This is a genomic window from Paenibacillus sp. MER 99-2, from assembly GCF_023714095.1.
Taxonomy (GTDB): domain Bacteria; phylum Bacillota; class Bacilli; order Paenibacillales; family Paenibacillaceae; genus Paenibacillus.
Genome location: NZ_JAMAUZ010000004.1, coordinates 286,054 through 304,087, shown reverse-complemented (window position 1 = coordinate 304,087; position 18,034 = coordinate 286,054). Strand labels below are relative to the sequence as shown.

The 18,034-nt window shown below is 46.5% G+C and carries 13 protein-coding genes; all 13 read right to left on the bottom strand.

Features of this window, described 5'->3' with window-relative positions:
* Positions 1–172 precede the first annotated feature (172 nt).
* The 13 genes from M3636_RS19835 to M3636_RS19775 all read right to left on the bottom strand — a co-directional run bounded on the left by M3636_RS19835 (position 173) and on the right by M3636_RS19775 (position 17,913).
* Positions 173–1,159 carry a TRM11 family SAM-dependent methyltransferase gene (locus M3636_RS19835; RefSeq protein ID WP_251383728.1) on the bottom strand — a complete coding sequence of 329 codons (987 nt, stop codon included), beginning with the start codon at positions 1,157–1,159 and terminating at the stop codon, positions 173–175.
* Between the two features lie 66 nt (positions 1,160–1,225).
* Positions 1,226–2,938 (bottom strand): methyl-accepting chemotaxis protein, encoded by a 1,713-nt coding sequence (locus tag M3636_RS19830; protein ID WP_128100677.1) that lies wholly within the window; start codon positions 2,936–2,938, stop codon positions 1,226–1,228.
* Between the two features lie 330 nt (positions 2,939–3,268).
* The gene (locus M3636_RS19825) at positions 3,269–4,273 is read right to left on the bottom strand and encodes an MsnO8 family LLM class oxidoreductase (RefSeq protein WP_483311530.1); all 1,005 of its coding nucleotides are present in this window, start codon (positions 4,271–4,273) and stop codon (positions 3,269–3,271) included.
* 80 nt (positions 4,274–4,353) lie between these two features.
* Entirely contained in the window at positions 4,354–5,769 is a 1,416-nt protein-coding gene (locus M3636_RS19820; protein WP_145407366.1) for a deoxyguanosinetriphosphate triphosphohydrolase family protein, read from the bottom strand.
* Positions 5,770–6,055: 286 nt separating this feature from the next.
* Positions 6,056–6,832: an ABC transporter permease gene (locus M3636_RS19815; RefSeq protein ID WP_251383726.1), complete on the bottom strand. Its 777-nt coding sequence runs from the start codon at positions 6,830–6,832 to the stop codon at positions 6,056–6,058.
* A gap of 12 nt (positions 6,833–6,844) precedes the next feature.
* On the bottom strand, positions 6,845–7,621 hold the full coding sequence (locus M3636_RS19810) for an ABC transporter ATP-binding protein (RefSeq protein ID WP_251383725.1): 777 nt from the start codon (positions 7,619–7,621) through the stop codon (positions 6,845–6,847).
* Between the two features lie 27 nt (positions 7,622–7,648).
* Positions 7,649–8,674 carry an ABC transporter substrate-binding protein gene (locus tag M3636_RS19805; RefSeq protein WP_251383724.1) on the bottom strand — a complete coding sequence of 342 codons (1,026 nt, stop codon included), beginning with the start codon at positions 8,672–8,674 and terminating at the stop codon, positions 7,649–7,651.
* Positions 8,675–8,707: 33 nt separating this feature from the next.
* A complete protein-coding gene (locus M3636_RS19800) occupies positions 8,708–10,174 on the bottom strand; it encodes an aryl-sulfate sulfotransferase (RefSeq protein ID WP_251383723.1) in 1,467 nt (488 codons plus the stop codon).
* A 58-nt stretch (positions 10,175–10,232) separates the two neighbouring features.
* Positions 10,233–10,775 (bottom strand): MarR family winged helix-turn-helix transcriptional regulator, encoded by a 543-nt coding sequence (locus tag M3636_RS19795; protein WP_239290238.1) that lies wholly within the window; start codon positions 10,773–10,775, stop codon positions 10,233–10,235.
* Positions 10,776–11,244: 469 nt separating this feature from the next.
* The gene (htpG, locus tag M3636_RS19790; protein ID WP_251383722.1) at positions 11,245–13,125 is read right to left on the bottom strand and encodes a molecular chaperone HtpG; all 1,881 of its coding nucleotides are present in this window, start codon (positions 13,123–13,125) and stop codon (positions 11,245–11,247) included.
* Between the two features lie 760 nt (positions 13,126–13,885).
* On the bottom strand, positions 13,886–14,785 hold the full coding sequence (gene nikC / locus M3636_RS19785) for a nickel transporter permease (protein ID WP_251383721.1): 900 nt from the start codon (positions 14,783–14,785) through the stop codon (positions 13,886–13,888).
* Positions 14,786–15,096: 311 nt separating this feature from the next.
* On the bottom strand, positions 15,097–16,101 hold the full coding sequence (locus tag M3636_RS19780; protein WP_145051028.1) for an ABC transporter permease: 1,005 nt from the start codon (positions 16,099–16,101) through the stop codon (positions 15,097–15,099).
* Between the two features lie 162 nt (positions 16,102–16,263).
* Positions 16,264–17,913: an ABC transporter substrate-binding protein gene (locus tag M3636_RS19775; RefSeq protein ID WP_251383770.1), complete on the bottom strand. Its 1,650-nt coding sequence runs from the start codon at positions 17,911–17,913 to the stop codon at positions 16,264–16,266.
* Positions 17,914–18,034: the final 121 nt, after the last annotated feature.

Genomic DNA, 18,034 nt, shown 5'->3' with positions numbered 1-18,034 from the left:
TTATCCAATCATTTCTATGCACAATTGTACAAATAACAGAAAACCTCCATTCCGGAATACATACTCTTCCAGAAATGGAGGTTTTCATTTACATTTATTTTTACATTATTTAACATTATCTTTAAAAAAATTTAATGTCGACAACTGAATTTATTTCCAGTTGCAACCGAGCTTAAGTGCACAACCAGATATGACGTATAAACGTACCTTTACTCACCTTGCAGTAGCGTTCCACCTTCCAGCCTGCAGATAATAGATGGTTCTCCACCCATTCTGTAGAGACGACTACTGCTCGTCCAGTCAATCGTCTTAGACTTGTGAGCATCGCTCGTTGCTCATCACCTGGAAGAACAGAACATAGATTATAGGGCATGTCCAAAATGGCTGCATCATACGTGCCTTGCAAATCATTCATGTCACCTAAAGTTATACATGCCGCGTCATATCCGTAAGCTGGAAGGTTAACACGTGCACCTTGCACAGCGAGAGGGTTCAGGTCATTGCCACTGGCTTCAATCCCCATGGACAGTGCCTCGATAACGACCGTTCCCATACCGCAGCATGGATCAAGCAACCGATGATCCTGAATGTCTGGAATTGCAATATTTACAAGTGATCTAGCTAAAGCTACACCGAATCCGGTTGAATAATTTTGCGGTTTGTTGCGGCGATTTTGCCAGGAACGATCGGCTTCTGTACACCGCCCCAAGATCCATTTTCCACCAGCATGGATTAGGCCGAAAGTCACTTTCGGTTCCTTCATCTGCGCTTTACCCTGAATGCACATCCCGACTTGTCTCTCTAATTTTCGAGCAGATTCATAGTCTGGCGTTTCGTCTCCTTCTTTCAGACAAAAGACTTTAAAAGTCTCCTCCGGCAGCAGCTTAATCTCTGAAGCGAACGGCAGTAGCTCAATGATTGAGTCCGCCTCAGCATACACTTCTAACTTGCCGCGGATAAACGGGCTTCTTCCAGGTGGAATGTTGATTTCCGATCTGACATACGCCCCAGAGATGGAATGAATTTCTGAAGTGTGACGCAGCAGAACTTCCAGTTCAAACATACATAAATCACGTTCATTCTCGTGGGAGGCAAAGGTGTACAGATAACTTCCTTTTGCGGAAAATTCACGATTCGATTCGTCCAAAACAGTAGCCATCCTTCATGTTTCTTCTATTATAAATGCGAGTTCAACAATCCCACTTATTCGTACCCAGAAGAACATTTATATTTTTAATTTCTCAATGGAGGTGAGCAGGTCATCGGACAGTTCCTTCAAATTCTGAATACTACCACTAATCGTTTCCATTGAACTAACTTGCTCTTCCGCCGATGCCGATACCTCCTCGACACTCGCCGCAGATTGTTCCGATACAGCCGAGATCTGTTGGCTGAAGTCATTCATACGCCCGCTAGCTTCCTGCATGCCTTCGAGCCCATCGGTCATCGTTCCAATCACCTGAACCATGCCCTCAACCGACTCATTGATGTTCTTAAACACACTTCCCGTTTGCAGGAATTGCTCCTGACCACGTTCCGTCTCCTGAACGCCAGTTCTCAACTCAGCCACAACGCCTTGGGAGTCCTGCTGGATATCTTGGGTAATCGTTGTAATCTCTTCTACCGAAGTCTGTACAGCCTCCGATAATTTGCGAACCTCAGCTGCAACGACAGCAAACCCTCTGCCACTCTCTCCCGCACGTGCTGCCTCAATAGAAGCATTCAACGCAAGCAGATTCGTCTGACGCGCAATATCATGGATTACTTGTACCAGCTTCGAGATATCTTCATTTTTGCGATCCAACTGCTCCATCTTATCCATAGAGCTGGAGACAGAACCTGCGATTTGCTTCATCTGCTGTACGGATAGTTCCATCGCCTTGCGTCCATTCAAGCCCTGTTCTAACACAAGATCCGACATGATTCGTAGCTGTTTCCCTTGTTCTGTATGCTGCTGAATATGCTCATTCAGTTCCTCAACCGTACGTGCAGACTGCACGGCCGTTTCCGCCTGACTCTCAGCCGCCTTAGCAGACTCTTCCATCGTGAGTGCAATTTGACTACTACCGATCTTAACCTCTTCCGAGGAAATCGCTAGTTCACTGCTCTGACGGTTCACCGCTTCTGCAACTCGTCTTACATTCAGCACCATGGAAGTCAGGTTACCTTTCATATCATTGACTGCCTTAGCCAGAACGCCGACTTCATCCTGATGTTTCGTATGTATGTCTTGAACGTTCAATTGCCCTTCGGCGATCAATTTCACTGCACTAATGACGCGAAGCAAAGGTTTAACAACCTGGGAACGGATAATCGGAATAGTAATTACGGTAATTACGATCATAATCAGTACTCCAATAATGATAATCATACGACCATCTTGCACAGAACGAATAGTTTGAGCCGCGGATAAATCTGATTGATTTTGGTTGTACTCCACCAGGTAATCCAGATCAACCTGCATAGCATCAAACGAATCGGCACCCTTCTCCGATACTTCCTTCGCTAGCTGCTCTTGCCCTTCATCGCTCAGCTTGATGGATTGTGTGTTAATTTTGAGATAAGCTTCCCATTTGGATTTGAAGGCATCCCAATGTTCCTTCTCCTCTGGAGCTTTCGGCTGTTGATCATATATCTTGATAGCCTGAGCCGTTTCACGAATATACTGAGTACGCTCTTCAGCTAGTCCCGTTTTGTCCGCTGCCTGTGCATCGAAATGACGGTAGCTCAGTGACAAAACATGCTCTGTCGTATAATTGATTCGATTAATCTGCTGAATGGAGGGCATCCAGTTACCCGTTATTTCGTTAGTGTTGGCTTCCATCGAATTCATTCGGGTGATGATGGTCACGCTCAGAAGAATTAAACAGAGGATTAACAGATAGAACGCGATGCTGATACGCAGACCAATACTCTTGATCTTGAATCTGCTGAACATACGATTTCCCCCTCGTGCCTGATCGGCTTAATAGTGCGTGTTCATAAATGGATTTTTAGGACTTTTGTCTGCTAATCAACCTTCTTTTGGCATCTTGCAAAATATCCTTTTCTATATTATATCTGTGGCAAAACAGACGTAAAGTATTATAACATTCTTTTGTTATTAAGATACTTTGTTTTGTAAAATCTTGTGATTGCTGCATAGGATTTGCGATAGACTTTCATCTTCATGAAGTATAATCCTAATTCCCCAACCTTTCTACCTATAAAATCATAATAAAAAGCTGCAGTACACCAACATTCGTGAACCGCAGCTAATCCTGACATCTTATAGGTTGAACCTTTTCTGATATTCCGCGAGAAGTTTGTAGGATTCCAATCTCCGTTCATAGTCAGGCCCTGCCGTAACAATGAGCAACTGATCCGCACCCAAGCGTTCGCTCACTCGGTGCATCTGCTCCCACACTTGCTCAGGTGTCCCGGCGATATGCCGTTCTGATGATTCTGCATCTGGATTAGGAGTGCTCTCATCACCGTTACTCTGTGAAGAATTACCTGCTCTACTAGCCCTGCGTCGCTCTTCCATCTGACGACTCCAGCTTCGCGCTTGCTCCTCATCCTCCGCACATAGAACACTCACAGCCACCATCACTTCCGGCTCGGTTCGATGGACACTCGGCACAAAGCCTTCCCGGTATCGCCGCACAGCCTCTGTTCCATCTGCCTCACTCATGAATTGACCAAATACATATCCCATACCAAAACGGGCAGCAAACTCAGCACTCTTCACATTCGTGCCGAGCATCCACAGCGATAACGGATGCTCTGGAACAGGTCGCGCTTGTACCTCATGCTCCTCATAGGTATAGCGATCCTCAAGGAGTGCAGTGAGTGCTTCCAGCTTATCAGGCAGCTTGGATACATGCTGCAGATAGTTACCACTCAGTGCCATCGTAACATGAGGCCCACCACCAGGCGCCCTTCCCAGGCCCAGCTCTACCCGTCCAGGATAAAGTGATGCAAGCAAGCGGAACGACTCAGCTACCTTGAGTGCGCTATAATGTGGCAGAAGCACTGCACCCGATCCCAGCCGAATTGAGGATGTTCTTGCTCCAACATGAGCAAGGAGCACCTCTGGTGATGCTGAAGCGAGTTCTTCCATATCATGATGCTCCGAAGTCCAGTAACGCAAATATCCCCATTCTTCAGCATGTTGAGCGAGCGTTACCGCTTGTTGCAATGCATGCTCTGCTGAAACTCCGTTTAACCTTGGAACTAAGTCAAGCACGCCCAGATGGGTTGGATGACTTGCGCGAATATCCAAGCGTCTCATCTCCCTATCCTTGTATACTTTTAATCTTATAATGAATGTTCAAAAAGTTCGGTTTTCAGTACCAAGAAAACAACTTATAACTAATCGAGATCGTAGATGGAGCCAACCTTCAAGCCATATAGTTCATTATAGATTTTCTCGGCAAAAGCATCCGTCATACCAGCAATGTAATCAATCACCATATGCTCCCAGGTCCAGATCGGATTCGACTTCGCCTGATCCTTCTCATACCGTTGCAGCCAGTCCGACGGGATAATCGACTTGGATGTCTCTGGATCTAGGAATGCATCCCATAGGCGTTTAATCATCCATTCACTACGCTTTTGCAGGCGCTGCACACGCAGGTCACGAATCATGGTCACCCAAGCGAAGCTTTTCAGCACACTCACCGTGCGCAGCATATCGAGATCTTCCTTGCCTTCCCGAACAAACGTAACCTTCTTCCAGTTCCCGTCGTCAATTACGCCTAAACTGCCTACAAACAGACTAACCCAGTACGCCTTGACCTCACGGCGAGTCCGTGAGTAATCATGCTCGCAGAACGGCATTTTCTCATTCCATACACGCAGGAATGAAGCAAGTACCTCTTCTACCTTTTGTCCAATAGCTTCCCGCGTCCAACCGTTCCAGAACAGATCCTCAAGCGTCGTAATTTTATCGACGATAAGTCGATTGATATGAGGGTCTTGCAGGAAATGCTCATGCACCTCAATTTTGCCTGCTTTGATGCCATCCTCCAGATCATGCGCGGAGTAGGCGATGTCGTCACAGAGATCCATTAACTGCGCTTCAAGTGTCTTCTTGCCTGCCGGGATGTTCCAACGATCACGAATCTCGCGAATATACTGCCACTCATGATGATACATGCCCTTCTTGCTCTCTGTACCCGGATAAGGGTACTTATTAATCCCCAGCAGCACCGCATCGGACAGATTAAGTCCATCGATATCCTCCCGTTTCTCCAAATACATGATGAGCCGGAAGTTATGTGCATTGCCTTCAAAATGTTCATATTTACGCTTCAGCTCAGCACGAACTTCCGCTTCCGGTCTAGGTGTCTTCGCACTGCGGCTCTTCTTCATGATCTTCTTCACTTCGGTGTTGATGAGATCATCCAGAATACCGTCTAACACCTCTTCCCCTTTATGTCCAAACGGTGGATGACCAAAATCATGCGCAATCGCGGCACATTCCACCACTTCCGAATCGATAATGAGCCCAGGGCTATCAGCCTGATTCCAATCCACCTCGGGAAAACGACGTAGCAGGCTTCTGGCTGCCTCTCGTGCAATCTGTGCTACCTCTAGCGAATGAGTCAAACGTGTGCGATAATAGTCGCCCGTCCCTGCCCCAAACACCTGGGATTTGCCTTGCAACCGACGGAAGGTCGGTGAGTGGATAAGTCTCGAATAATCCCGTTCATAGGCTGCACGAGCCCCATCCAGCTTCGTTAATTCAGGGTATTGTCTATGTTCTCTCAGATCGTTCCATTGCATCTTGATCACTCCTAGCCGACTGTCTCTATTTTGAGTGATTATACACATAATCAGCGGTTTCGAAAAGCAAAACCTATCTGTCATTGTTATATCTTCTCACATCAACTTGTTATGCTCAGTCCTTTATATCTCATTATACCCTGACCAATGATCGTTCGTGCAACCTCTCAACCTATACATGGGCGCATTCTCCTCAAAATAGAGTCCATATAAATGAAAAAAGCGACCTCGCAAAATGTTACGTTTGCGAATCGCTCATGTGCTCATTCATACCGATCTTCACAGTTTACCTTTTCCACGCTGGTGCATTCGATATACCGTACCTACCTAACACCTTGCGCCCAAATAAGTTGAACAATCTGTCGGTAGTAAATCCCATGAACCCCAGGCATATTAAGCCGACAAAGATCCAGTCTGTGCGAAAGAATAAACGCGAATTCCAGATCAGGTAACCGACACCTTCATTGGAAGCAATCATTTCCGCTCCGATGATCGCCATGTAGGACGTCCCCATAGCTAGCCTTACTCCGGTAAAAATGTACGGCGTCGTTGCCGGCACAACCACGTGCAGCAATATCTGCCATTCACTCGCCCCCATGCTGCGGGCTGAACGGATTTTATCTTCTTCTACAGCAAGCACACCAGTTAATGTATTGAGAATTACAATAAAAAAGGTTGCATACATAATCAGGGCAATCTTCGATTGTTCTCCGATTCCGAACCAGACCAGAAACAATGTAATGAACGCGATAGGTGGAATGAAGCGGATAAAATTCAGGAATGGCTCTGCAAACACACGGATGATATGTACCTGACCGATCAGCAGACCAATCGGAATAGCAATCAGGCTGCCGAGAACCCATCCAATCAACACGCGCTGAAAGCTGATGCCAATATACTGCACTAACGTACCATCGGCTATTAACTCCTTGGCTCCAAGTAATGTCGCCCATGGCCCTGGAACAACGTCTGCTCCGTAGATCAACGCACCGATCTGCCAAATACCAATAACAACCAACCATAATATTGGAACTGTAATCCATTTACGCTCCAACCATGTCATAACGTCCACCTCCTATTTCTCAAAATGGCTGCCAATCCGCTCGTATAGGACTCCCAGTTCCTCTGAGGCGATATTGCGCGGGTAGGGCAAATTCACGTCATAGATGTCCGTAATGTTGGAGGATGGTCCCACTGACATGATGCCGATCCGCTCACCGAGCAGCAACGCTTCCTGAATGTCATGGGTCACGAAAATAACCGTTTTGTTCGTCTCCCGCCAGATATTGACCAATTCCTTCTGCATCGTCCTGCGCGTCATCGCGTCGAGCGCTCCAAATGGTTCATCCATCAACAGAATCGCCGGATCGTTAGCAAGCACCCGTGCGAGCTGAACCCGTTGTTTCATGCCGCCTGAAAGTTCCTTGGGGAATTTGGATTCGTGACCATTCAAACCAACCATCGCAATAAACCGATCTGAGATCGCCTTCCGATCCACCTTAGGTACATGTGCCATACGCAGCCCGAACTCCACATTCTGCCTCACAGTTAACCATGGAAACAGCGAAGAATCTGCCTGTTGAAACACCATAGCTCGGTCTTTACCCGGCTTCACGATTTCACTCGCATTAACTTTCAGTTGTCCGCTTGATTTGGAAATAAAACCTGCTACCATGTTGAGCAACGTTGATTTGCCGCAACCACTCGGTCCCAGCAGGACAAAGAATTCGCCTCCCCTGATAACCAGATTCACGTCTTTGATAATGTAATGAACATCGCCAGCTGTACCATCGTTATAGCTTTTACGAAGCTGTTCGATCTCAATTGCCGATACTGTCGCAGATGTTGACATGTAAGCCCCTCCTCTGTACTGATGTATCTACTTCCCAAAAGTGACCTGATCCGGCAGCACCTTGCTTAACGGCTCCAACTTCAATTTACTTGTAAGCTCGAAATCCTGCTGAATGATTCCATTATCGACCATATACTGCTTTTGCTTGGCAAGGCTGTCATAGGCCGCTTGAGTGAATCCAACAACCCAAGGATTAATCGGGATATCCTTCAATGTCGCTTCTTTTGGCTGTTTCGTTAACTTGTACTGCAAGTCAGCCACTTCTTCTGGGTGAGCCTGCACATACTCTGAAGCTTGATTGAGTGCCTTCAGGAACCTGCCAATTATTTCAGGATTCTCCGAAATGAATGCATCGCTCGCAACAAGTCCCATACCTAGTCGCACTGAGGTTTTCGACATATCGGATAGCTGATGCACGTTGTCCAGCGCATCGAATTTGTCGGTCAACGCCGATCCTACAACCCAGGCAGCATCCAGATCACCTTGTTTGAGTGCAATATATGTCTCGTCAAAAGAACCCTGTCCCACTTGCGTTACATCCTGCAATGCCACACCGTTCTCCTTCAGGTACTCATCCCATAGGTATGGAATGAAGGTACCTCTCAGAAAGCTCACCTTTTTCCCTTTTAGATCGGCAGCGGATTGAATGTCGTTACTCACATACAACTTCCATGACTCCGCCGCATAATCCGTTGCTTGCCCAGCCGAAGCGATGACGGAATAGTCACCTTTGGAGAGAGCGTTTAAGACCGGGAAGTCCGCACCATAGGCAACATCGATCTGGTTGATGAACAAGGCGTTCACCCCTTCAGCAGGCGTTCCGAAAATCATACTTTCAGCGTCAATGCCCTGCTCCGCAAAAAATCCTTTCTCGATCGCAATACGAAACGTCGGATTACTTGCCGTATCGGCAATCCTGATTTTTACTTTCTTCCCTTCAGCACTAGCATTTCCGGTCTGTGCCCCGCTCTCCCCTCCCGATGCACAACCGGAAAGTATAAGCATAGTCGTAACCAAAAGCATAATGGATGAATGGATCAATGATCTTTTCACGGAAATCACCCCTGCGTATAATTAATGTTTATCCTAGTCATTCGTATGGTTGTCTTTATCAGATATCAGATCATGTGAGGTCGTCACGCAAGCGGCTTCTTCGACGAATGGCAGTGTCGCTATAACACTGACGACGGATTCAGCCCCTTTTGGCGCAGCTCCCGGGACACGATAATTCTCGATATCAATCTGCTCAATCGCTGTTTCTTCTGGTCTGTCTAACTGCGGAACCCAGCTATAAGGAACACGGTAAGAACGATACACCATGTTGGTGTTCCGACCATTCCAATACGGCGAGATATATTCCCAAACTAGTTCATGCTCACGCGTTACCTCGAACAGACGTCCATTCGAACCTTCCGTGATAAGTGTATTACCGTTCGCAAGTCGTTGAGCAGAGCTGATATATGGACTATAAAATTTATATGAATCCGTTGGCACCGAGAAGCCTGCTTCTGCCGGGGTATACTGCCAGATGATCTCCAACGTGACTGGATCAATCTCCAGTACCCGGGAATGATCACGCACCGCTGATTTCAATCCAATCGGAGAAGCCGGGTTCGGCAGACCATATCCAGCCCAACCGCCGTTGTCGAACACAAGCAGGTTACCTTCACCAGGAAGACCTTTCGGGATAATATGGGCATGGTGCTGACCGATGATCCATCCGATATGCTTCACCTCTGGTCGGGAGTAATCTGGCCCAAGCTGCCAGACGATGTTACCTGTGCGTTTGTCGGTAATTGCAATAATATTGGCTTCGCGTGCATCCCAGATAATGTTGTCCGGATGGAAACGTTCGTCCCCGGCATCATAGAAGCGGTTTGGCCCAACATACGAAGCGGAGTTGATATGCAGCCAGTCTCCCACGCCCCCTCCCAGATGACCGAAGGATCGAGAGTTGGGATCACGGAATAACACATTGCGTGCCGCTTCGTCGAAGCCCAGTTCCTCGAAATGCTCGTTTGCCGCCCATTCCCATATGATATTGCCCTGCCAATCCACTTCGAGGATCGTATCATCTAGCAACGGCTTATCCGATATGTTCGGATTATTCACGTTTTTGTGAGACAGAATCAGCGTGGTACCACTACCGATCTTCGGTACCAAACCTGGGGCATAATAACCCACCGGATTACCTTCCCGCTGATAGTCATGATGCTGTCTTGCATACCAGAGCGGCTCATAACCAGGGTCTTCAATGTGTTCATATCCGTCGTATCTCCAGACGATGTTACCGTCCCAATCCACCTGTACCAGATCCAGGTTATCCTGAATACCAAACTTCGGATCTCTGCGTCCAGTGCTTCCAAGCACGTAGCCACCCGGGAATAATTTGGCCGGAAAACCGATCAATCCTTTCCACAGACGCACTTCTCTACCGTTCATGTCGATCAAAACAACACCTTCATCCCCTGCCTGAAAGATTGTATACCCACTCCATGCTTTGTCTGGTTGAAATACCGTTGCCCCTGTCGGATAAATAGTTGAGTGTCCCATTGTAATTCGCTCCTTCGTAGTGGTATATAGAACTAGGTCGTGTCTGAAAACTCTCTAATTAATAACTCAAATAATTTTTCTCACTGTTTCGCGCCGGCTTCTGTTCCTGATCCACAGGTGATGGAGCCTCCGCATTCTGTTCTGCCAGCCCCAGCAATGTTTCGGAGAATCCCTCCAGATTGGCAAATATCCGTTCATAGAAACGGCTCTGCTGTTCCAGCTCCTCTACCGTGAACCCTTGAAACAGAAGCGTAATACATCGATCACCGATGTTGTTGTTGCGCGCTACCATCTCCCGCCCTTTGGCGGTAATATCCAACAATACCGTGCGGCGATCATCCTCCTTACGGCGGCGAACTGTATACCCGGCGCTTTCTAGCTTGTCACTCAGTGCAGTGATTGCACCTGAGGTAAAATCCATCTGTTCTGCCAGATCGCCAAGTCGCTGCTCACCATCACGAATGATCTTTTGTAGAATGAGCATGGCAGGCAACGTTACTCCCTCAACGCTAACGCGATCCCGTTCTTTCACAAATCTGCGTACCATTTTGCGGTATAAGTCATCTACAATCGTTAGTTGCTCCCATGTCTCTTTATCCATTATGCAGCCTTCCCTTCTGTGAACTCGGCCTCTTTCCTCATGTGGAGGCAATAAAAAAAGGCTCCGGCACACCTTCCCCACGGGGATGATGTACTGGAGCCTTTGGTGATCCAATGAGCTCAGAAATTATTTCACTGTTCATTTAATTAGTAGTGAAGTATTATTGAAACCAATATAACCCCCTTATCCCTACCTGTCAAGTATGTTTTGAAAAGGAATAGGCAATTTTCCACTTTACATCAAAATTAGGTATGAGACTGCTTGATTAATGGAGTCGCCAACTACTCATGTTAATATGGCGATAGCTCACTTTCTATCCACACACCCATCGTCTAGATTAACTAATCCGTGGAGTTCTTTGGACATCGTTTGGTTGGCAAGCTTATCCTATGAGGTATACCGGTCGGCACATAAAAAAGACAGGACATTGATGTCCCGCCTCTCGTTTTAAACATGTTAAATTGTCGTTTTACACCATCACTTTGCAGATATCATTTGTAAATTCAACTGGATCTTGAATTGGCAAACCTTCAATCAGCAGGGCTTGGTGGTATAACAGGCTTGTGTACAAGCTCAGTTTTTCTTTATCTTGTGCAAATGCATCTTTCAACGATTTGAAGACATCGTGGTTCACGTTGATTTCCAGCACTTTATCTGCCTGTACATTTTCACTGTTAGGCATAGCTTTCAAGATTTTCTCCATCTCAATGGTAAGCTCGCCCTCAGTGGATAGACATACCGGGTGGCTTCTCAGACGTTTCGAAGCTTTAACCGCTTTTACTTTGCCTACGAGCTGTGCTTGCATCGCTTCAAACAACTCTTTGTTATCGTTGTCCTGTGCTTCTGTTTCTTCTTTGTCCGCACTGTCCTCGATGCCAAGGTCACCGCTGGAGATGGATTTGAATTCTTTTTCTTTGTAGTTCGTGATCATCTTGATCGCAAATTCATCGATATCGTCCGTGAAGTAGAGCACTTCATAGCCTTTGTCGAGTACACCCTCAATCTGTGGCAGCTTCTCGATCCGTTCGATTGATTCACCAGATGCATAGTAGATATACTTCTGATCTTCTGGCATTCTGGAGACATACTCATCCAAGCTAACCAGCTTCTTCTCTTTCGAAGAAGAGAACAGCAGCAGATCCTGCAAAGTATCTTTGTTCACACCATAGTCGCTATATACGCCATATTTCAACTGACGTCCAAATGCTTGGTAGAACTTCTCGTAGTTTTCACGCTCGTCCTTGAGCAAGCTTTGCAGTTGGCTCTTAATTTTGTTTTTGATATTTTTTGCAATCAGGCTGAGCTGACGGTCATGTTGCAGCATCTCACGAGAGATGTTCAGAGACAGATCCTCCGAATCCACCATACCTTTAACAAAACCGAAGTAATCCGGTAGCAAGTCGCCGCACTTGTCCATAATCAATACACCGTTGGAGTATAGCTCAAGGCCTTTTTCATACTCTTTCGTGTAATAATCAAACGGCGTGTTCTCTGGGATAAACAAGATTGCATTGTATACCACTGCGCCATCCGCGCTAATGTGCAGGTGCTTCAGCGGTTTGTCAAAACCGTAGCGCTTCTCCATATAGAAGTTCGTGTAATCTTCTTCGGTCAGCTCGCTTTTATTTTTACGCCAGATCGGCACCATGCTGTTGACGGTTTGTTCTTCTTGGTATTCCTCGAATTCGTTCTCTGTACCTTCCTTCGGACGTTGTCCCGTCACATCCATCTTGATTGGGTAACGAATGAAGTCAGAGTATTTCTTGATGATGGATCTCAGGCGGTACTCTTCCAGGAACTCGTCATATGAATCTTCTTCGGTATTTTGCTTGATCGTCAGAACGATCTCGGTTCCTACAGAATCCTTCTCTGCTGGTGTAATCGTATATCCATCCGCACCTTCGGATTCCCATCTCCATGCTTCATCACTGCCCAGTGTTTTACTTGTCACGGTCAGCTTGTCTGCCACCATAAATGCGGAGTAGAAACCAACCCCGAATTGTCCGATAATATTATGTCCATCTTTGGCTTCATTTTCCTTCTTGAACGCAAGGGAACCACTCTTAGCGATAACACCAAGGTTGTTCTCCAGCTCTTCCTGAGTCATACCAATACCGGTATCGGTCAGGGTGAGCGTGCGATTTTCTTTGTCGATCGTCAGCTTAATGTAGTAGTCCTCTTTGTTGAACACGAGTGAGTCATCGGTGAGGGCTTTGTAATATATTTTGTCAATCGCGTCACTGGAGTTAGAGATCAGCTCTCTCAAAAAGATTTCTCTTTGCGTGTAAATGGAGTTGATCATCATATCTAGCAAACGCTTGGATTCTGCTTGGAATTCTTTCTTAGCCATGAATGGGTGTCTCCTCTCAAATTGGATATCGAATGATTGAGTTAAATATTAATAGTAAAATTAGAATCTCCACATAGAGCATCACATGGACGAAAATCTTCTGTCGCTAATCCCTGAACTAATCTAATGCATATTCAAGACTCATTAAGATCACTATCGTCGAAGGCTCTCCTCCAGTGACCGTTCCGGTTACGGATCGTTCTTTCGATCGCTGTTGTCTCCAAATTTTTGTGAATTATATTAAATAGGTGAAAATAAGGAGACAAAGGCGAACGCTACCGCTTCTTCAGAATCGATTCCGCACCCTCCACTTCTGAGGCTACTAGCCAAGAACCTAATGAAATTATGAGTCTTTTTCTAGATTAGAACATTCAGGAAGACACGCTACGACGTACCGAATATTTTCTATTCAGCCACACTCGTGTTCTATTCAAATTCAACAATTTAATATTAAAAACAAAATCATTCCATATGTAGTCGTGTATTGAACAGCATCCTGTATTAGCACTCAAGTCGTTAGAGTGCTAAACCCTACCTTTTATATAACATATGGGAAAATTGGGTGTCAACATGATGGCGGATATTTTAACAAAATGATTGATTATCGCTCGAAATTGAGCGTATCCCCCAACAATTTTAGCGTATTTCATTAGACAACACAAAAGCCGGCTCAAACCAAGGTTCGAACCGACTTTTAGGAATGTAATAGGAATAAATAGATCATTACCTTATTAACCATGTGCGCTCATCGCATATTAGTCTACTTTTTCGCCATTTTAGGATCAAGCGTGTCTCGCAACCCATCCCCAAGCAGATTAAAGCCAAGCACGGTAAGCATAATGGAAAGCCCCGGGAAAATAAGCGTCCAAGGAGCTTTTTGGATGAACTGGCGGGAATCCGACAGCATTTTGCCCCACTCTGGATCAGGTGGCTGTGCACCCATTCCTAAAAATCCGAGCGCAGCCGCTTCAATAATCGCCGTACCGATGCCAAGCGTGCCCTGTACAATCAGAGGTGTAAGACTATTCGGCAAGATATGCCTGAACAAGATTCGTGCATTACCCGCCCCAAGCGTGCGTGCCGACGTGACAAACTCCTCCTGCCTCAAGCTAAGTACCCTCGACCGCACCAGTCTGCCATAGGTCGGAATGTTGACGATGGCAATGGCGAGCAAGGCATTTTGCAGAGACGGCCCCAGTATAGCGACAATCGCAATCGCGAGGAGAATGCCTGGAAAGGCAAGCAAGATATCAAACAGACGTGAGATAAACATATCCACCCATTTGCCATAAAATCCGGCAACCAGCCCTAACAATGCACCAGCAATTATTGAACCGATGACGGAGAAAAAACCGACCCATAACGAAATTCTTGCCCCATGCAACACGCGGGAGAACACATCCCGTCCGAGATCATCCGTGCCAAACCAATGCTCTGCCGATGGAGCTTGCAGTCGATCTGTAAGTACCTGCTCTTTGTAGTCATAAGGTGAAATATAAGGTGCAATGAAAGCCATTAGGATGAAAAATACAATGATGACCAGCCCGGCAAGCGCTAGCCGATTTTTACGAAACGTTCTCCAAGCCTCCCGCCATGGGCCTGAAGTCGATTTGGTTGCAACATCCACGGAAGCGCCCGTATTCGTCGATAATTTGGCCATGCGGCATCCCCTTCTTGGATTTGAATGAAATATAAAATATACGAGTTCAACGTAAAATATTTACTACATGTCACTCCGCTGACAGAGCAACCTTCCGATCGCTGTTATCCCCTGATTCCCTTTATCCTTTTTTCTAAAGGAAGGAATCCGGTTATAAAGGCGATGTTTATGCTTCCGATGTGGCTTTCTTGCAGAAAGCTTGCAGCTAAGCTTCTCCAGGTTTTCCCTGTCCTCTCCGTTCGCAAGTAGAAATTTAGATAACTCGTATATTTTATATCTAAGAATCATCCATCAAACCAAATGATGGATTCCTATTTGTAGCTGATTCTTGGATCAAATACGGCGTAAAGTAAGTCCACAATCAGGTTGATGACCACGAAGAAAAAAGCAACAATCAGGATTCCGCTCTGAATCACCGGATAATCTCTTGAACTAATTGCTTCATATATATAGCGTCCCACGCCCGGCCATGCAAAGATGGTTTCGGTCAGCACCGCTCCCCCGAGCAGTGATCCGGTCTGAATGCCGATCACGGTAAGCACGGGAATGAATGCATTTTTCAGCGCATGTCCATACACGACAAAAAATGGACCCAGTCCCTTGGCTTTTGCAGTACGGATATAATCTGAACTCATCACCTCAAGCATACTGGAACGGGTCATGCGTGCAATGACTGCCATCGGAATCGTACCCAGCGCAATACTTGGCAGCAACAAATGCTTCGTCACCGTCCATAGCTGATCCCAGCGTCCAGCAATCATCGTATCCAGTACGTACAGACCGGTTACTGCCTCAATTGGATCACGCGGATTCATCCTGCCAATGGATGGCAGCCACTGAAGTTTGTTAGCGAACAGCCATTGCTCCATCAAGCCAAGCCAGAAGATTGGCATCGAAACTCCAACCAGCGCAATGACCATGCAGCAGTAATCAAACCAGGAGTTATGCTTCCACGCACTGACAATCCCTGCATTGACACCAACGATAATGGCGAACAGCATACTTGCCATCGTTAATTCAAACGTTGCAGTTAGATACGGTCCTATTTCCTGGGCAATCGGAACCTTGGTGCGGATAGAAGTTCCTAGGTCGCCTTTGACCAGATCACCGAGATATGCAAAGTACTGCTGAAACCAAGGCTTATCCAAGCCAAGTTGGTCTCGGAGAGCCTGTTTGGATTGTTCAGTTGCCTTCTGTCCCAGAATGGTTTCCGCCGGGTCACCGGGAATGGCATGGATGATGGAAAAGACGATTAACGTCATGCCTAACAGAACAGGCAACAGTACCAATACTCGTTTGACGATGTAACTATTCAATCCTCAATCACCCGCCTTTTAAACAACCGAATAGGTAAAATAAAAAACGCTAGCGGACACGTATGCTGCGAGATGATTACGTCCGGATGATGGTTCTGCTAAGCATTACGTGTGCGCCAACGCTTTAAAATTCAGACATGGATCACAGTTTACAACCTCTACCTATTCCTCAAAATAGGCACCTGCATAGGATTCGCTACCTAGCGGCGAAGGAACAAAGCCTTTCAACTTCGCACTACCCGCAAGAATTGGCGTGGTATGCACAAGCGGAATCCATGGTGCGTCTTCCTTAATAATGACCTGTGCCTGCTCATACAACTCAGCCCGTTTATCCTGATCGGTCTCCTTCTGCGCATCCGTCAGCAACACATGCAGCTCCTCGTTAACATAGAAGCTACGGTTGTTACCTGGAATTGCATCTTTATCCAGCAACGTGTACAAGAAGTTATCAGGGTCACCGTTATCACCCGTCCAACCGAGCATATAGATATCGTCCTTCTCCCCGGCTTTGGCATCATCTAGATACGTCGCCCACTCGGGAGATTCAATGTTTGTCTTTACTCCAATTTTCTCAAAATCCGCTTGGATCGCTTCGGCAACTTTTCTACCATCAGGCATGTACGGACGGGATACTGGCATCGCATAGAAGGTTACCGGATCTGGCAATCCGTCAGGGAAGCCTGCTTCGGCAAGCAATGCTTTTGCTTTCTCCAAGTCATACGGATAATCCTCAATACTGTCGTTGTATCCCCATAATGTTGGTGGCATCGGGTTGACCGCAGGCTGAGCTTGTCCAGCAAAGAACGCATCAATAATGCCTTGTTTGTTCACCGCATGGTTCAGCGCCTGTCTCACTTTTACATCATCGAAAGGTTTCTTCTTAAAGTTAAAGCCGATATACGCCACGTTGAATGGTGGACGTTCAATCTTCTGCAGGTCAGCATTCGACTCCAGGATCGACAGATCATCCGGATTCAGATCCTCCATCACGTCAATTTCGCCATTCTGCAAGGCATTGAAACGAGCTGTATTATCTGGAATGGAGCGAACAATAACTTTGTTCAGCTTCGGCAATCCTTCTTTCCAGTAGGTTGGATTTTTCTCAAGTGTAATGGAGTCATTCCGCTTCCACTCTTTGAATACAAAAGGACCGGTGCCTACAGGATCGGTTTTGAAGTTTTCCTTTTTCTCCTGAATGGCGGTTGGGCTGGCAATGCCGAATGGCGTCATCGCGATATTTTGCAGGAATGGCGCTTGTGGTTGGTTCAATGTGAACTCCACCGTAGTCTCGTCAATCGCCTTCACTTCCTTAATCACGCGTCCATCCTCTGGGCCAAACATGGAATCGTAATAATCGAAGGAATCACCTTCGAATTTATACTCACTCGCAGGATCACTCCAACGATTGAAGTTGAATACAACAGCCTCGGCGTTGAAGTCGGTACCGTCATGGAATTTCACACCAGACTTCAGCTTGAACTCGTACTTAAGTCCATCCGCCGAAATCTCCCAGCTCTCCGCAAGTCCAGGGATTACCTCTGTTCCACCTTCCTTATAATCAAGCAATGAATCAAATACCTGATGTCCAATCTTGAGGGATTCACCATCAGTTACAATGGCCGGATCTAGGGCAACGGAGTCTCCACCTCGTCCCATAATCATCGTATCCTGCGCTGCTGCTTCCTCCGTTGGTGGGTCGTTACCTTCTGCTGGAGCAGGCGTGTTCGTCCCCTCTTTGGTAGAGCAACCTGATAAAACCAAAACCGTACTCATTGCCATAACCATCAAACCGGACAACCATTTTTTTCTCATTCGCATACGTACAACACCCTTCCCTGTCTCAAAATGTGTGTGATGCTGGCGTGCCAAAACAATGATTCCGATGGATGGATAGTGGATACACGATCAGTCATTTTGCTTTCAAGATTGTTAC

Bases quoted from the DNA above. Each gene is read 5' to 3' on its own strand.
- M3636_RS19815 (WP_251383726.1), bottom strand. From the start codon at position 6,832: ATGACATGGTTGGAGCGTAAATGGATTACAGTTCCAATATTATGGTTG.
- M3636_RS19835 (WP_251383728.1), bottom strand. From the start codon at position 1,159: ATGGCTACTGTTTTGGACGAATCGAATCGTGAATTTTCCGCAAAAGGA.
- M3636_RS19800 (WP_251383723.1), bottom strand. From the start codon at position 10,174: ATGGGACACTCAACTATTTATCCGACAGGGGCAACGGTATTTCAACCA.
- M3636_RS19830 (WP_128100677.1), bottom strand. From the start codon at position 2,938: ATGTTCAGCAGATTCAAGATCAAGAGTATTGGTCTGCGTATCAGCATC.
- M3636_RS19775 (WP_251383770.1), bottom strand. From the start codon at position 17,913: ATGAGAAAAAAATGGTTGTCCGGTTTGATGGTTATGGCAATGAGTACG.
- M3636_RS19795 (WP_239290238.1), bottom strand. From the start codon at position 10,775: ATGGATAAAGAGACATGGGAGCAACTAACGATTGTAGATGACTTATAC.
- M3636_RS19820 (WP_145407366.1), bottom strand. From the start codon at position 5,769: ATGCAATGGAACGATCTGAGAGAACATAGACAATACCCTGAATTAACG.
- M3636_RS19810 (WP_251383725.1), bottom strand. From the start codon at position 7,621: ATGTCAACATCTGCGACAGTATCGGCAATTGAGATCGAACAGCTTCGT.
- M3636_RS19825 (WP_483311530.1), bottom strand. From the start codon at position 4,273: ATGAGACGCTTGGATATTCGCGCAAGTCATCCAACCCATCTGGGCGTG.
- nikC (WP_251383721.1), bottom strand. From the start codon at position 14,785: ATGGCCAAATTATCGACGAATACGGGCGCTTCCGTGGATGTTGCAACC.
- htpG (WP_251383722.1), bottom strand. From the start codon at position 13,125: ATGGCTAAGAAAGAATTCCAAGCAGAATCCAAGCGTTTGCTAGATATG.